A 14,775-nucleotide genomic window follows, 5' to 3' on the forward strand; every position below is an offset into this window, starting at 1 on the left:
GTCCCAGCGAGCGGCCGCAGGGGTACGGCGGCTGGCGCCGCTGCGCGAGGAGTACGACCGCGTGGCCCGGCTGGCCGGCCTCGCCGCGGGCACCTCCGCGGACAACGAACGCCGGATGCGCCTGGAGTCGTACGTCCTGGCGGCCCGGCTGGAACAGGTGGCCGCCGCCGCGACCGTACGGCTGCGACGCATGTCGTCCGGCCGCTACACCCTCGTCCACTCCGACGACCGCAGCGGACGCGGCCGCAGCGGGCTCGGGCTGCACGTCGTCGACGCCTGGACCGGCCGCGAGCGGGACACGGCCACCCTGTCCGGCGGCGAGACCTTCTTCGCCTCCCTCGCGCTCGCCCTCGGCCTCGCCGACGTGGTCACGGACGAGGCCGGCGGGGTGCGGCTGGACACCCTCTTCATCGACGAGGGCTTCGGGAGCCTCGACGACCAGACCCTCGACGAGGTCCTCGACGTCCTGGACTCCCTGCGCGAACGCGACCGCAGCGTCGGCATCGTCAGCCATGTCCCCGATCTGCGGCGGCGGATCCACGCACAGTTGGAGGTCGTCAAGGGGAGGTCGGGGTCGGTGCTGCGGCAGCGCGGCGTGAGCTGAGGTCAGTGGCCCAGCGGGCGCCGGGGCAGCGGCGAGGAGTAGACGACGCTCGTGGTGATCGAGCCCAGCGTGCCGATCTTGCCCGACACCTCTTCCAGGTGCCGCATCGAGCGCACCGCGACCTTGATCACGAAGCAGTCGTCGCCCGTCACATGGTGGGCCTCGAGGATCTCGGGGGTCACCGCGACGAGATCGTGGAAGGGCTTGTAGTTGCCGTTGGGGTAGCGGAGGCGGACGAACGCCAGGATCGGCAGGCCGAGCCGCTCGGGATCCACGACCGCCGCGTACCCCTGGATGACACCCGCCTCCTCCAGCCGCCGCACCCGCTCCGTGACCGCGCTCGCGGACATGGACACGGCCCGGGCGAGCTCGGCGAAACTGGCCCGGCCCTCCCGCTGGAGGACGTCGAGGATGCGCCAGTCGGTGGCGTCCGGGGAATACGCGGTCATGACCGAGGAATAGCAGGGAAATCACCGGCCGATCAAGGGGTTCGCCGGGGAACGCCCCTTCAGGGTGTGGGTCGGCGACCGTAGATTTCTGGTTGTCGACAACCCCCAGGGAGAGGCCAGACCATGACCACCACCGTTCACCCCGTGCTGCGCGTCGCCCCCGCCGCCCCGGCAGCGGCCGCCGCCTACTTCCGCGCCGGCCTCGCCTTCCATGCCGACGTGTCCGACGTCGCCGCCGCGCTCGCCGTCGACGGCGACCCCGGCTTCGTCGTCCTCGACTCCCGCTCCACCGAGTCCTGGGAGCAGGGCCACATCCCGGGCGCGATCCACCTCCCCACCGCGCTCATCCCCGAGCAGGCGGAGCAGCTCCTCGACAAGTCCGTGCCCGTCGTGACGTATTGCTGGGGCCCCGGCTGCAACGGCGCCACCCGTGCCGCCCTCGCCCTCGCCGAACTCGGCTACCAGGTCAAGGAGATGCTCGGCGGATTCGAGTACTGGGCGCGCGAGGGCTTCGAGTTCGAGACCTGGGAGGGGCGCGAACGCCGCGCCGCCGACCCGCTGACGGCTCCGGTGGACGCGGCGGACTGCGGCTGCTGACCGCAGGGTCCCGGCCGGGTTTGCATGCGTGTAGGTTCTGGCGCATGGAGCGATACGCGGAGGCGGGCGCGGTGCAGTGGGTGGAGTCGGGCGGAGGGCCGCTCATCGCGGTCCCGGAGACGGTCCTGCCATTCTGGGCAGGGGCCGACGGGGACGAGACGGCGTCGGACTACGACCGGGCATGCGAAGTCGACGGGTTCATGGGGCTGTTGCCCGTCGGCGACAGCGCCGCGCTGGTGTTCGGCGACGAGCCCGCCTCCACCACCTATCTGCCGGAGCACCTAACCTTCGTACGGTGGTCCGCCGCCGACTCCGAGGCCGCACTCCTCGCGGAGGTGCCGACGGCGCTCGACTCGGCGGCGTGGGAGCCGGAGGTGTCCTGGGACGTGCCCGGCGCGGTGCTGCTGTTCGACGCGGCATGGCCCGGAACGGACTCCACGCGCACCGATCACGTCAGAGTCGCCCTGGATCCCGGCCGGTACGCCGTACGCGCGGCCCATGTGCAGCCCGGCCCGGAGACCTGGCTCGGCCTCGTGCAGCTACGGCGGCTGCCGCACTGACCACACGACTCGGCGGCTGAAAATCCACGTGCGTCACCACCCGGCCGCCGCCCATCATGATCCGCATGCCCCGACTCCCTCACCCCGCACTCGAAGAGCTGCGCCGCGACCCGCTGCCCCTGCGTGGCCGGACCGCCCTGGTCACCGGGGCGAGCAGACGGGCCGGCATCGGGCACGCGGTGGCCCGGCGGCTCGCCGCGTACGGGGCGAGCGTCTATCTGCACCACCACGTCCCGCACGACGAGCGGATGCCCTGGGGCGCCGACCGGCCCGAGGACGTCGCCGCCTCCGTGCGAGCCGCGCTCGGGGACCCGGACGCCCGGGTCGTGGCGGGCCCTGGTGACCTGTCCGATCCGGCCGTCCCCGCGGAGCTGATCGCCACCGCCGCCGCGGCGCTCGGCGGACGGCTCGACATCCTCGTCGCCAACCACGCCCTCAGCGGCTCCGACGGCACCCTCGACACCATCGACGCCGCGATGCTCGACGCGCACTGGACGATCGACACCCGCTCGGTGCTGCTGCTCGTGCAGGCGTACGCGCGGCTGCGGGCCGACCTGCCGCCACGGACACCCGGCGGTCGCGTGATGATGATGACCTCAGGCCAGGACATCGCGGGCGGCATGCCCGGGGAGATGGCGTACGCACTCCAGAAGGGCGCCCTCGCCTCCATCACCCGCTCCCTGTCGACCACGCTCGCCGAGCACGCGGTCACCGTGAACACGGTCAACCCCGGCCCGGTGGACACGGATTACCTGACCGGTGAGGCGTACGACACCGTCGAAGCGATGTTCCCGGCCGGCCGCTGGGGCATGCCCGACGACCCGGCCCGCCTCCTCGCCTGGCTGGCGACGGACGAGGCGGACTGGGTCACCGGTCAGGTGATCGACTCCGAGGGCGGTTTCCGGCGCTGATCAGAGGGCCGACAGCTCGTCCACCAGGTCGTCCAGGCCCAGCGAGCCCTGCGACAGGGCCGCCATGTGCCAGGCCTTGAGGTCGAAGGCGTCGCCGTGCCGCCTGCGGGCGTTCTCGCGGCCGAGCAGCCAGGCCCGCTCGCCCAGTTTGTAGCCGATCGCCTGCCCCGGGATGGTCAGGTAGCGGGTCAGCTCGCTCTCCACGAAGTCCGCCGGGCGGCTGCTGTGCGCGCCGAAGAACTCCTGCGCCAGCTCCGGCGTCCAGCTCTCACCCGGGTGGAAGGGGGAGTCCGCCGGGATCTCCAGCTCCAGGTGCATGCCGATGTCGACGATGACCCGGGCGGCCCGCATCATCTGCGCGTCCAGGTAGCCGAGCCGCTGCTCCCCGTCCGTGAGGAAGCCGAGCTCGTCCATCAGGCGCTCCGCGTACAGCGCCCAGCCCTCCGCGTTGGCGCTGACCATGCCGACGGAGGCCTGGTAGCGGGAGAGGCTCCCGGCGACGTGCACCCACTGCGCGAGCTGGAGGTGATGGCCGGGGACGCCCTCGTGGTACCAGGTCGAGACGAGGTCGTAGACCGGGAAGCGGGTCTGGCCCATCGTCGGCAGCCAGGTGCGGCCCGGGCGCGAGAAGTCCTCCGACGGGGGCGTGTAGTATGGGGCCGCCGCACCGCCGGGCGGGGCGATGCGCGACTCCACCCGCCGTACCCGCTCGGCGAGTTCGAAGTGCGTCCCGTCGAGCGTGTCGATGGCCTGGTCCATCAGGCCCTGCAGCCAGTCGCGGACTTCGTCGACGCCCTCGATGTGCTTGCCGTGCTCGTCGAGGTGCGCGAGCGCCACCCACGGCGTCTCGGCGCCGGGCAGGATCTTCTCGGCCTCCTGCTTCATCTCGGCGAGCAGCCGGTGGTACTCGGACCAGCCGTACGCGTACGCCTCGTCCAGGTCGAGGTCCGTGCCGTTGAAATAGCGCGCCCAGCGGGCGTAGCGCTCACGGCCCACCGTGTTCGGGGCGCCCTCGATCGCCGGCGCGTACGCCTGACGCATCCAGTCCCGCAGCCCGACGACGGCCGCGGTCGCCCCGCGGGCGGCCTCGTCCAGCTCCGTGCGCAGCGCCTCGGGGCCGGCCGACGCGAAGTCCTCGAACCAGCCGCGGCCGTCGCCCGTGTCCGCCCACTCGGTGAGCTGTTCGACGAAGGTGGCGGTCGGGCGCGGGCCCGCGTACAGCTTGCGCTCCAGGCCCAGGGCGAGGGACTCGCGGTAGCCCGCCAGCGCGGCCGGTACCGCGCGCAGCCGCTCGGCGATGGCCGCCCAGTCCTCGTCGGTCTGCGACGGTGTGACCGTGAAGACCTGGCGCACCGACTGCGCGGGGGTGGCGATGTTGCCCACCGCGCGCAACCCCTCGTCCGCTTCGTGCACGGCGAGCTCCGCGGTGAGCCGCTCCCGCAGCAGGCGCGCGCACCGGCGCTCGATGTCACTGTCCGCGCCGGGCTGGCGCTCGGCCTTGTCGAGCCGCGCGAGTGTCGTCCGCTGGAGTTCCGCGAGCGCCTCCTGGCCCGCGGGCGAGAGATCGGGCAGCCTGCTCGAACTCTCCTTCACGCCGAGGTACGTACCGGTGACCGGGTCGAGGGCGATGAGCTCGTCGACATACGCGTCGGCGACCTCACGGGGCAGCGGGCTCTTGGTCTCAGACATGTGGACCATCCTCGTACGACGTGTCGCCGCACGTCACCCGGATTGCGCCGAGGGCGTAGGGCGGCCTGCCCGGCGGATGAGGTCGCAGGAAATCGGCGGCGCCTGATTGCGACGAATTGCGACGAGCGGCACGGCGAACGGCCCGGCGAAGCCCGCCGGGCCGTTCCTGGTGCGAAGTGCGTCGGCCTTCCTGGTCCCGCTTCCTAGTCCCGCACGATCCGCTCCTCGAACTCCCGCTCCTGAGGCCCCTCATAGGGCCATCCCGAGGCGACCGAGGCCGCATCCAGCCGAGCCGTGATCACCAGGGTGCCCTCCTCGATCTGGTAGTCGAGGGGGAGGCCGAGGCCGCGCATCGCGGCGACCATGCCGGTGTTGGACGACTGCGTCACGGCGTACACGCTCGCGCAGCCCGCCTCGACCGCCATCGCCACCAGCCGGCCGAGGAGTTCGCCGCCGATGCCGCGCCGCTGCCAGGCGTCCTCGACGAGCAGCGCGACCTCCGTCTCGTCCCCGTCCCACAGCAGATGACCGAGCCCGACGATCCGCCCGGAGGCGGTCTGCACGGCGAGCGTCCGGCCGAAGCGCGGGCTCAGCAGATGGCCGAGGTAGCGGTCGGCGTCACCGACGGGGCCGTGGTACCGCATGCCGAGCGTCCGTGCCGAGCACCGCTCGTGCATCGCCTTCGCGGCCTCGAGGTCGCCCGTGTCGGCCCGCCGTACGGTGATGTCCTTGCCCTCGGGCAGCGTCAGCACGTCCTGCGCGCGCGGCACCCGCGGACCGAGCCGCGCGTCCAGCTCCACCAGCGCCCGCGCCCGCGCGAACTCCGTGGGCGTGAACGGCAGATACGGCCGCTCCACGGTGATCACTCCGCCTTCCGGCGCCCGCAGCCGCATCACGGTGTCCTCCAGCACCCCTTCGACCGGCACGGCCTCCGTTCCCCGGCCGCCACCGGCAGGCGCCGCGGCGGGCAGCGAACGGATCGTGCACCGGCCCAGCAACTGGCGCAGCGCGAGCGGAAGTTCCGCCGCGTCCAGCGCGGTGCGGGCCGCCAGGCCCAGCACCCGGGTCGGCGCGTCGACCAGATCGTGGGCGTCCGCCCGCTCGATCCAGGTGTCGGCCCCGCCGGCCAGCGCGACGGCACGGGTGACGTCCCCGGCCGCGAGCTCGGCGGGAGCGCGCAGCAGGAACTCGTCCACCGTGCCGTCGGCCAGCGGATGGGTCTGCAGGCTCAGGATGTCGACCCGCGCTCCGGCGAGGGCCGCGCACAGGGCGGCGAGCGACCCCGGCTCGTCCTTCACCGTGGTCCGCATCCGCCACAGCGTGCTCTCCCCGGACACGGGGCCGGCCGTCACCGTCGGCTGGTCGGACGGCCCGGCCTGCTGCGTGGTCGGCAGCGGCCGGGCACCGGTATCGCCCGTCGGCGGGGCGTGACCGTGGCGGCGTGACCACCATGAGTGGAATCCCGCGGTGGCGCGGGCGGTGAGGGTACGCGTCACATCAGACACTTTTCGAGTCATGCGGCCACTGTGAAGGAACGGTGTTGCGTGATCACGAACGCTTTGTGACTGAGCGGTAAAGCGTGGTTCTGCACCTTTTGTTGTTCTTTTAATGGTTGCGGGTGTGATGGATGTGGTGCGGTTACTGCCCGACCCTGCCCGGCTGCAGCGCCTGCGTGAACAGCACCGTGCCGTCCTGCTCACGCAGCCGCACCGTCATCTCTCCGCTGTCGCCGTCGATGTCCACCTCGCCGAAGAACTGGTAGCCGCCGGCGGGGGAGACGTTGGCCGTGGTGGGCGCCTTGACGAAAACGCGGTCCGGGCCGAAGGTGCCGTCCAGCGTGTTCGCCGGGAAGGCACCCGCGTTGAGCGGTCCGGAGACGAACTCCCAGAACGGCGCGAAGTCCTTGAACGCGGCCCGCGACGGGTCGTAGTGCTGGGCCGAGGTGTAGTGGACGTCGGCCGTCAGCCACACGGTCCCGGTGATCCGCCGGTGCTTGACGAACCGCAGCAGCTCGGCGATCTGCAGCTCACGGCCGAGCGGCGCGCCGGGGTCGCCCTGTGCTACCGCCTCGATGTTCGGCTTGCCGTCCCCGGTGTCCGGGACGACCAGGCCGAGCGGCATGTCGGAGGCGATCACCTTCCACACCGCACGGGAGCGGGAAAGCTCACGCTTGAGCCACTCCAGCTGTTCCCGGCCGAGGATGCCCTGCGGGTCGGTGGTCTGGTTGTCCGGAGAGTTGGCGTTGCGGTAGGTGCGCATGTCCAGGACGAACACGTCGAGGAGCGGGCCGTAGTGCTGCACCCGGTAGACGCGGCCGTCGGGGCGGCGCAGCGTCGAGATCGGGAAGTACTCCGAGAACGCCTGCCGGGCGCGGGCGGCGAGGACGTCGACGTTCTTCTCGGTGTATCGCGTGTCGGTGAGGATCTCGCCCGGGTACCAGTTGTTGGTGACCTCGTGGTCGTCCCACTGGATGATGGAGGGGACCTGGGCGTTGAAGGCGCGCAGGTTCTCGTCCAGCAGGTTGTAGCGGAAGTTGCCGCGGAACTCGGAGAGGGTCTGAGCGACCTTCGACTTCTCCTCGGTGGTGATGTTCCGCCAGGTCCGCCCGTCGGGCAGGGCCACGGTCTCGCTGATCGGGCCGTCGGCGTAGATGTTGTCACCGCTGCAGATGAAGAAGTCCGGGTCGAGCGCGGCCATCGCGTCGTAGATCCGGTAGCCGCCGAACTCCGGGTTGATGCCCCAGCCCTGCCCGGCGAGGTCGCCGGACCAGACGAACCGTACGCCGTCGCGCCGCCTGGCGGACGCCGTACGGAAGGTGCCGGTCACCGGCTCGCCGGTGCGGCGCGGGTCGTCCGGGTCGGCGAGCAGCACGCGGTAGTGGATCTGCTCCCCGGACGGCAGCCCGCGCAGCTGGGTGGTGCCGGTGAAGTCCGTGCCCTTGCCGAGCAGCGGGCCGTGCCATCTGCGCGGGTTGCGGAACGACTCCGTCGCCGACGTCTCGACGATCATCCGGGCCGGACGGTCGGACCGCACCCACACCAGCCCGGAGTCGCACGTCACGTCTCCCGTCTGCACGCCCCAGCCCGCCTTGGGGCGACCCGACAGGGCGAAGGCCGGCGCCGCACCGAGCGCGGACGGCAGGGTCAGGGCCGCCGACGCGGCGAGGGAGCCGCGCAGGACGCTGCGGCGACCGGGGAACGGACGGTGTGACATGGATGCGCCTCCAGGGACGGGATCCGGCCAGTGTGCACAGCCACAACTACTGGTGCGCCGCAGCGCACCGGGAAACCACAAGTGAACAACTGACCGCGGGCACAGGGGAACCGGTGTGCGACACGCGAGCCGCGCCGCCGCCCGCGGTGGAGGAGGCCCGGGTGAGCCCGCATTTACGAGGGGTCGTACCCGCTGGCGCGTAATCAGGAGTGAAAGGCCGCAGCGAGGGGGCAGGCTGATGCCGGGCCCCGGCATCGTACGCGCAATCCTGGAGCGCCCGTGGACGCCAAGAACCGATTCGAGACGAAAACCACCTTCGTGCTCGCCCGACTCGAGTGGATGGCCATTCTGGTCGTTTCGATCGTGCTCGCCTACCAGCACCTTTCCGAGATTCGGTGGGGCGTCTTCGTCGCGTTCTTCGCGGTGATCGACGTCATCGGCTACATTCCCGGCGCGCTCGCTCATAGGCGCAGCCCGGACCGGCGCGTCGCACGCGGCTATTACGTGGCCTACAACGTGATGCACAGCCTGATCACGGCCGGTGTGCTGGCCGGAGCATGGGCGTTGTTCGTGAGGCCGGAATGGGCCCTGCTCGCCCTTCCCATCCATCTCATGGGCGACCGGGCGCTCTTCGGGAATTCCCTGAAACCCTTCGGTGTCGCCTTCGAGCCGGAAACGAACCCGGCCTACCGGGAGTTCGAGCAGAAATACCGGTCCAGGACCGCCGACGCATCGCAGAATTCTCTGGAGGGCACGCATGCCGTCCGTGCTTGACACGCTCGCCGAGCACAGCGACAACCCCAGTTCATTTCTCGCACTGAACAGCGGCAACGAATACTTCCGCGACGACCGGTTCGACGGCGCCTGCGCCTATCGCCGATCGGGAGGTTACGTCTTCCAGTTCGGCGGGCCCTTCACCGCCCCCGAACACCGGGCGCGCCTGCTGGACTCCTTCGTGCAGGAGGCCGGGCCCCGGCTGGTCGCGGTGCAACTGCAGCGTGCGGACGCCGAGTTGTACGCCGGTCACGGCTTCACGGTCAACCAGATCGGAGCGTCGTACGCCGTCGACCTGTCCCGCTTCACCCTGCGCGGCTCCCGCTTCGTACGGCTGCGGAACAAGATCTCGCGGGCCCGGCGGGCGGGTCTGGAGGTGGCCGAGGTCCAGCACGACGACGACTGCTCCGAGCTGGACCGGCTCGACGACACCTGGCTGCGGGACAAGGGCCGGCACGTCAAGGAGCTCCGCTTCCTCGTCGGCCAGCGCACCGGGCCGCTGCAACGCCACCGCCGGCTGTTCGTCGGCCGGATCGACGGCACTGCGGTCGGCTACATCACCTACTCCCCGGTTTACGGCAGCCGCCCCGGCTGGCTGCACGACCTCAGCCGACGGCTGCCCGACGCCCCGCCCGGCGTGATGGAGGCGCTCAACGCCACCGCCATGGAACGGTTCGTCGGCGACGGCGCCGACTGGCTGCACTTCGGCTTCACCCCGTTCACCGGGCTCGACGACGCACACGAACTGCCGGGCGCCAGCCGCAGGTTCACCCGGTTCGCCCGACTGCTGGCGGACCGCGGCCAGGCGATCTACCCTGCGGCCTCCCAGCTCGAATACAAGGAGAAGTGGGCCCCGCACGCGGTCCTCCCGGAGTACATCGCCTTCCTCGGCAGGCCCCGCATCGGCGCCGTATGGCGGCTGCTGCGCGCCACCAACGCCGTATGACCGACCAGCGCGCACCCATCGCACCCGGGAGGACCGCACGTCCATGAGATTCCTCGAACGTGAACGCACCACGCTGGCCAAGCTGCTGCCGGACCTGGACCCCGCCCTCCGGGAGACCCCGCCGATGGAGCTGGAGCGGCCCGGCAGCCCCGGCATCCGGCTGTTCCGGGACAGCGGTGGCCCGGGGCTCCTGGTGCCCGAGTCCCACCAGGGCCGGGGAGCGAGCGCCCTGGACGCGCTGCGGGTGCAACGGGCCATCGGCAGCCGCTCGCCGTCCCTGGCCGTGGCGACCACCATGCACCACTTCTCCATGGCCACCCTGGTCGGCCTCGGCCACCTCGGCGGACAGACCGACGGCCTGGAATGGATGCTGATCGAAGGCGTGGCCTCCACCAACCGGGTCATCGCCTCCGGCTTCGCCGAGGGCCGCAGCGGCGCCGGCATCCTGGAGCCGTCGATGACCGCCACGGTCACCGAGGACGGCGTACGGCTCAACGGCGTCAAACGCCCGTGCAGCCTGGCCCGCTCCATGGACGTCCTCACCGCCAGCGTGATGATCCCCCGCGAGGACGGTCAGGGGGACGAGCTCGCGGTGGCGCTGGTGCCCGCCGAGAGCGAGGGTCTGAGCGTCAGTGGCTTCTGGTCCAGCGCCTTCCTCGCCGGAGCGGAGAGCGAACAGGTCACCCTCACCGACGTCCTGGTGCCGCCCGAACTCCTGCTGCGCACCGCCGCCCCGGCCGGGCACAGCCTCGACGAACTCCAGACGGCCGGTCTGATCTGGTTCCAGCTGCTGATGACGGGCAGCTACCTCGGCGCCGCGAGCGCCCTGGTGGAACGCGTGCTGCTCAACGACCGGATCCCCGAGCACGAGCGCGTCCGGCTGTACGTCGACACCGAGGCCGCCATGGCCGCCGCCGAGGGCATCGCCCGCCGCGTGGACGCCGGCGACCTCGGCGAGTCCGCGCTCGTCCAGGCGCTGTGCACGCGCTACGGCGTCCAGGACACCCTCGCCCGGGTCGTCCCCCGCGCGGTCGAACTCCTCGGCGGCCTCAACTTCATGACCTCCGACGAGGTCGGCCACCTGGCCGCCTGCGCCAACGGCCTGTCCCTGCACCCACCGTCCCGGCCCCGGATGACCGGCCCGTTCTCCGGCTACCTGGCCGACCAGCCGCTGACCATCGCCTGACAGCCGGGTCGCCGTACGGCGGCCCGAGTCCCGAGGCGTTGTACGTCGGCCGAAGTCCCGAGCTGTTGTACGTCGGCCGAAGTCCCGAGCTGTTGCACGTCGGCCGAAGTCCCGAACTCTCGTACGTCGGCCCAAGTCCCAGCCGTCGTAGGGCAGTCGAGAGCCCCGCCGTCCTACGGCAGCCGAATCCCGTTGGGGGAGCACACCCATGCCGCCACACATCCCGAGTCCCACCGATCGCCCCACCTTGCTGCTCACCGGCGGCTCCGGGGTGCTCGGGCGGGCCCTGATCGACGAGCTGTCACCCGACTTCGACCTGGTCTGCCTGCGCCGGAACAGGCCCCTGTGCGATCCCCGGGTGCGCGAGCTCCACGGCGACCTCCTCTCGCCCCGCCTGGGCCTGGCTCCCGAGGCCTGGCAGCGACTCGCCGACGAGGTGGACGTCGTACTGCACTCGGCCGCCGAGACCAACTGGCGCACCCCGCCCGAGGACATCGTGCGGACCAACACCTCGGGCACCCGGGCCATGCTCGACCTGGCCGCCCGGGCCGACGCACCCCTCTACCTGGTGAGCACCGCCTTCGTGGCGAGCATCCCGGCGCCCGAGGACAAGCGGCGCTTCCCAGGGGCCGCCGCCTACCTCGCCTCCAAGACCGCGGCCGAGCAGATGGTGCGCGAGGCCGGCCTGCCCGGCGCGCTCGTGCGGCCGTCGGTCGTGATGGGCGACTCCGTCACCGGGCGGATCGCCGGACAGCAGGGCCTGACCAAGACGCTCGGCTCGATGGTGCTCGGGCAGGTGCCGGTGCTGCCCGGCGCCCCCGAGGCCCGGATCGACATGGTCCCGCAGGACTTCGTCACGCGGGCCGTCGGCGACCTGATCCGGGGCGGAGTGCGCGAGGGCGAGTACTGGCTGACGGCCGGCAAGGAGGCACCCCTGCTGCGGGAGATCTCCGACCTCTGCGCGGAGTTCGCCGTCCGCCACGGCCTGCCCGAGCCGCACCGGCCGAGGCTCATCCCGGTCGAGGCGGTGCACCGGCTGCTGCTGCCCATGCTGGAGGGCACCTCGATGCCCGCCTCGGTACGTCAGCGCCTCCAGCACTACGCGGAACTGCTCCTGGTCTTCCAGAGCGAGCTGCCCTTCGCCTCCTCCCTCGGCGACCCCGACTGCGGCCCGCGCCTCACCCACGCCGACATCCGCGCCGCCCTCGTACGGAACCTGGAGAGCTGGGCCGAAGGCAGGGCCGGGCTGCTCAGGCGACACCGCGCGGCCCTGCCCGCCGCCACGACCCCGAGGGAGCTGGCCTCATGACGATCTCACCCCCCGCACCCGTCAACCTCGCCGCACCCCTGCCCGGCGGCGCGGAACTCGTCGAGCTGTACCTGAAGCACATCGGCTCCGGCCGCGCGGTCATGGGCCGGGTCATGGGCGGCATGGCCGAAGTGCGCTCCGAGGGCCCCTGGATCCACACCGACGACGGCCGCCGCTTCCTCGACTTCGGCGGCTACGGCGTCTTCCTCCTCGGCCACCGGCACCCGGCCGTCGTCGAGGCGGTGCACCGGCAGATCGACACCCATCCGCTGGCCAGCCGCGTCTTCCTCGAACCGGTCGCCGCCCGAGCCGCCCAGGCGCTCGCCGCGCACACCCCACCGGGCCTCGACTACGTCCACTTCGTCAACTCCGGCGCCGAGGCGACGGAAGCCGCCCTGAAACTCGCCCGCGCCCACGGACGCAACGCCGTCATCACCACGCGCAAGGGCTTCCACGGCAAGACCCTCGGCGCGCTGAGCGTCACCGCCAACGCCACCTACCAGCGGCCGTTCCAACCCCTGCTCCCGGACACCACACAGGTCTCCTACGGCGACCCGGCCGAGCTGAAGCAGGCGCTGGCCGCCCGCCGCGACCGGGCCTGCGTCATCGTCGAACCGGTCCAGGGCGAGGGCGGGGTGCGCATCCCGGAGCCCGGCTACCTCCGTGAAGTGGCCGCGCTGTGCGAGGAGTTCGGCGCGCTGCTCGTCGTGGACGAGATCCAGACCGGGATGGGCCGGCTGGGCACCTGGTGGGGCGTGGACGCGGAAGGCGTCCGTCCGGACATCCTCCTGGTGGGCAAGGGGCTCAGCGGGGGAGTGGTGCCGATCGCCGCGATGGCCGCCACCGAGGAGGCGTACGCCCCCTTCAGCCGCGATCCCTACCTGCACACCTCCACCTTCGGCGCCTCCCCGATCGCCTGCGCCGCCGCCCTCGCCACCGTCGAGACCATGGAACGGGAGGACACCGTGGCGCGGGCGGCGACGCTCGGCGCGCGGATCCTCGCCGGCGTACGGGCCCTGTGCGCGCCGTACCAGGAGGTCCTGGTCCACGACGTACGCGGCCGGGGGCTGCTGATCGGGATCGAGTTCACCGAGGAACAGGCGGTCGGCGAGCTGCTGCTGGAGCTCATCGCCCGGGACGTGCTCGTCAACCACTCCCTCAACTCCACCCGGGTGCTACGGCTGACCCCGCCCGCGGTGGTGGAGGACGACGCCCTCGACCTGTTCTTCACCACGCTCGCCGAGGCCCTGCACACCACAGCACTTCGCATGACCGGCTGACACCACCGTCCGGCAACCGGAAGGAACCGAACAACCATGCGCCATGTGGTCCTGCACGCGCTCGCCGACGGCTTGGCCCCGGCCGACGTCTACGGACGCATCACCGACTTCCGCCGCTATCCCGAACTCACCGACACCGTGCGCGAGGTACGCGTCGACGCCCCGCTGCCCGACGGCTCGCTGGTGTCGGAGTGGACCGTGACGTTCCGGGGCGGGCTGATGCGATGGCGAGAACGCGACACGTTCTCGCCGGAGACCCTCTCCCTGACCTTCGAGCAGCTCAGCGGCGACTTCCAGACCTTCGAGGGGAGCTGGCGCTGCGAACCGCGCGACGGTGGCACGCTCGTCGTCTTCACCGCCTCGTTCGACCTCGGCATCCCCACCCTCGCGGAGATCCTCGACCCGGTGGCCGAGTCCACACTGCGGACCAACATCGCCCGCATCCTCGTCGGCCTGGTGGGCGCGGAGGTGATCGATGAGTGCGCCGCCGCGGCTCGCGGCTGAGCCCACGCCCCCGCCGCCCGCGGACCCCCTGGGCGACGAGCCGGGACCCGGCGCCGCCCGATGCCTGGGGCTGTACGCCAAGCTGACCGCCGGCGTGACCGTCGTGACGGCCCGCGGCGCGGACGGTCCGCTCGGCATGACGGTCTCCGCCGTCACCTCCCTGTCGGCCCGGCCGCCGCTGCTCCTGGCCTGCCTGCGCGACGGCTCCCGCACGCTCACCGCGGTCCGCGCCCACGGCGCCTTCGCGGTCCATCTGCTCCGGGAGGAACAGCACGGCCTGGCCGCCCGGTTCGCGTCCCCGACGACGACCGCGCCCCAGCGGTTCGCCGGTACGGACATCCGGCAGGTGCTCGGTGTCCCGGTACTCGGGGAAGCGCTCGCCTGGTCGGTGTGCCTGGTGGAGGACGTACGCCGCTACGGCGACCACCAGCTCGTCGTCGGGCGGGTGGCGGCCGTGCACGTGGGCGGCGGGCGCCCACTGCTGTGGCACGACCGCCGGTTCCGGACCCTCGACGAGCCCGAGCCCGAGCCCGAGCCCGAGCCCGAGCCCCAGCCCGGGCCCGAACCGCTGCCGGTACCGGACGGCACCGGATGACCCGGCCACCGGCCGGCTCCCCCGCCTGGGAGCAGGCGGAACTGCCGTCGCAGCCCCCGCTGCACGGCGTGGCCACCGCGGACGTGGCCGTGGTCGGGGCCGGCCTCGCCGGCCTCGCCTGCGCCTACCACCTCGCGGAACGCTCCCCAGGACTCGAC

The 14,775-nt window shown here is 72.1% G+C and carries 15 protein-coding genes; 11 read left to right on the forward strand and 4 right to left on the reverse strand.

What is annotated here, in order from left to right:
* Nucleotides 1-604 (forward strand): SbcC/MukB-like Walker B domain-containing protein (locus CLM62_RS43600; RefSeq protein WP_306457974.1); only part of this gene is annotated, 604 nt, incomplete at its 5' end.
* Nucleotides 605-606: 2 nt separating this feature from the next.
* Here CLM62_RS43600 and CLM62_RS43605 read toward each other — a convergent pair.
* Entirely contained in the window at nucleotides 607-1,053 is a 447-nt protein-coding gene (locus CLM62_RS43605; protein WP_095755437.1) for an Lrp/AsnC family transcriptional regulator, read from the reverse strand.
* A 123-nt stretch (nucleotides 1,054-1,176) separates the two neighbouring features.
* Here CLM62_RS43605 and CLM62_RS43610 point away from each other — a divergent pair, with 123 nt between their 5' ends.
* The 3 genes from CLM62_RS43610 to CLM62_RS43620 all read left to right on the forward strand — a co-directional run bounded on the left by CLM62_RS43610 (nucleotide 1,177) and on the right by CLM62_RS43620 (nucleotide 3,121).
* On the forward strand, nucleotides 1,177-1,650 hold the full coding sequence (locus tag CLM62_RS43610; protein ID WP_095755438.1) for a rhodanese-like domain-containing protein: 474 nt from the start codon (nucleotides 1,177-1,179) through the stop codon (nucleotides 1,648-1,650).
* A 44-nt stretch (nucleotides 1,651-1,694) separates the two neighbouring features.
* On the forward strand, nucleotides 1,695-2,210 hold the full coding sequence (locus CLM62_RS43615; RefSeq protein WP_095755439.1) for an immunity 21 family protein: 516 nt from the start codon (nucleotides 1,695-1,697) through the stop codon (nucleotides 2,208-2,210).
* A gap of 65 nt (nucleotides 2,211-2,275) precedes the next feature.
* The gene (locus CLM62_RS43620; RefSeq protein ID WP_095755440.1) at nucleotides 2,276-3,121 is read left to right on the forward strand and encodes an SDR family oxidoreductase; all 846 of its coding nucleotides are present in this window, start codon (nucleotides 2,276-2,278) and stop codon (nucleotides 3,119-3,121) included.
* Here the strand turns inward: CLM62_RS43620 and CLM62_RS43625 are convergent, their stop codons facing one another.
* From CLM62_RS43625 to CLM62_RS43635, 3 genes are all read right to left on the reverse strand, one after another.
* Nucleotides 3,122-4,810 (reverse strand): DUF885 domain-containing protein, encoded by a 1,689-nt coding sequence (locus tag CLM62_RS43625; protein ID WP_095755441.1) that lies wholly within the window; start codon nucleotides 4,808-4,810, stop codon nucleotides 3,122-3,124.
* A 203-nt stretch (nucleotides 4,811-5,013) separates the two neighbouring features.
* On the reverse strand, nucleotides 5,014-6,327 hold the full coding sequence (locus tag CLM62_RS43630; RefSeq protein WP_095755442.1) for a GNAT family N-acetyltransferase: 1,314 nt from the start codon (nucleotides 6,325-6,327) through the stop codon (nucleotides 5,014-5,016).
* A 121-nt stretch (nucleotides 6,328-6,448) separates the two neighbouring features.
* Nucleotides 6,449-8,023, reverse strand: coding sequence for an alkaline phosphatase (locus CLM62_RS43635; RefSeq protein WP_095755443.1), 1,575 nt, complete (start codon nucleotides 8,021-8,023; stop codon nucleotides 6,449-6,451).
* A gap of 279 nt (nucleotides 8,024-8,302) precedes the next feature.
* Between CLM62_RS43635 and CLM62_RS43640 the strand changes: the two genes are divergently transcribed.
* The 7 genes from CLM62_RS43640 (at nucleotide 8,303) to CLM62_RS43670 (ending at nucleotide 14,617) form a co-directional block, all read left to right on the forward strand.
* Nucleotides 8,303-8,797, forward strand: coding sequence for a hypothetical protein (locus CLM62_RS43640; protein WP_095755444.1), 495 nt, complete (start codon nucleotides 8,303-8,305; stop codon nucleotides 8,795-8,797).
* Complete coding sequence (locus CLM62_RS43645) at nucleotides 8,781-9,743, forward strand: bifunctional lysylphosphatidylglycerol flippase/synthetase MprF (RefSeq protein WP_095755445.1); 963 nt, start codon at nucleotides 8,781-8,783, stop codon at nucleotides 9,741-9,743. Before CLM62_RS43640 ends, CLM62_RS43645 begins: the two co-directional genes overlap by 17 nt.
* Nucleotides 9,744-9,786: 43 nt before the next feature.
* On the forward strand, nucleotides 9,787-10,929 hold the full coding sequence (locus tag CLM62_RS43650) for an acyl-CoA dehydrogenase family protein (RefSeq protein ID WP_095755446.1): 1,143 nt from the start codon (nucleotides 9,787-9,789) through the stop codon (nucleotides 10,927-10,929).
* A gap of 208 nt (nucleotides 10,930-11,137) precedes the next feature.
* Complete coding sequence (locus CLM62_RS43655) at nucleotides 11,138-12,238, forward strand: SDR family oxidoreductase (RefSeq protein ID WP_095755447.1); 1,101 nt, start codon at nucleotides 11,138-11,140, stop codon at nucleotides 12,236-12,238.
* Nucleotides 12,235-13,518: an aspartate aminotransferase family protein gene (locus CLM62_RS43660; protein ID WP_095755448.1), complete on the forward strand. Its 1,284-nt coding sequence runs from the start codon at nucleotides 12,235-12,237 to the stop codon at nucleotides 13,516-13,518. The genes CLM62_RS43655 and CLM62_RS43660 overlap by 4 nt, the downstream gene beginning before the upstream one ends.
* A 36-nt stretch (nucleotides 13,519-13,554) precedes the next feature.
* Nucleotides 13,555-14,022: an aromatase/cyclase gene (locus CLM62_RS43665; protein ID WP_095755449.1), complete on the forward strand. Its 468-nt coding sequence runs from the start codon at nucleotides 13,555-13,557 to the stop codon at nucleotides 14,020-14,022.
* A complete protein-coding gene (locus CLM62_RS43670; RefSeq protein ID WP_095755450.1) occupies nucleotides 13,994-14,617 on the forward strand; it encodes a flavin reductase family protein in 624 nt (207 codons plus the stop codon). Before CLM62_RS43665 ends, CLM62_RS43670 begins: the two co-directional genes overlap by 29 nt.
* Nucleotides 14,618-14,775 lie beyond the last annotated feature (158 nt).

Origin of the sequence: Streptomyces sp. SA15 (genome assembly GCF_002291145.1) — a bacterium.
Lineage (GTDB): Bacteria > Actinomycetota > Actinomycetes > Streptomycetales > Streptomycetaceae > Streptomyces.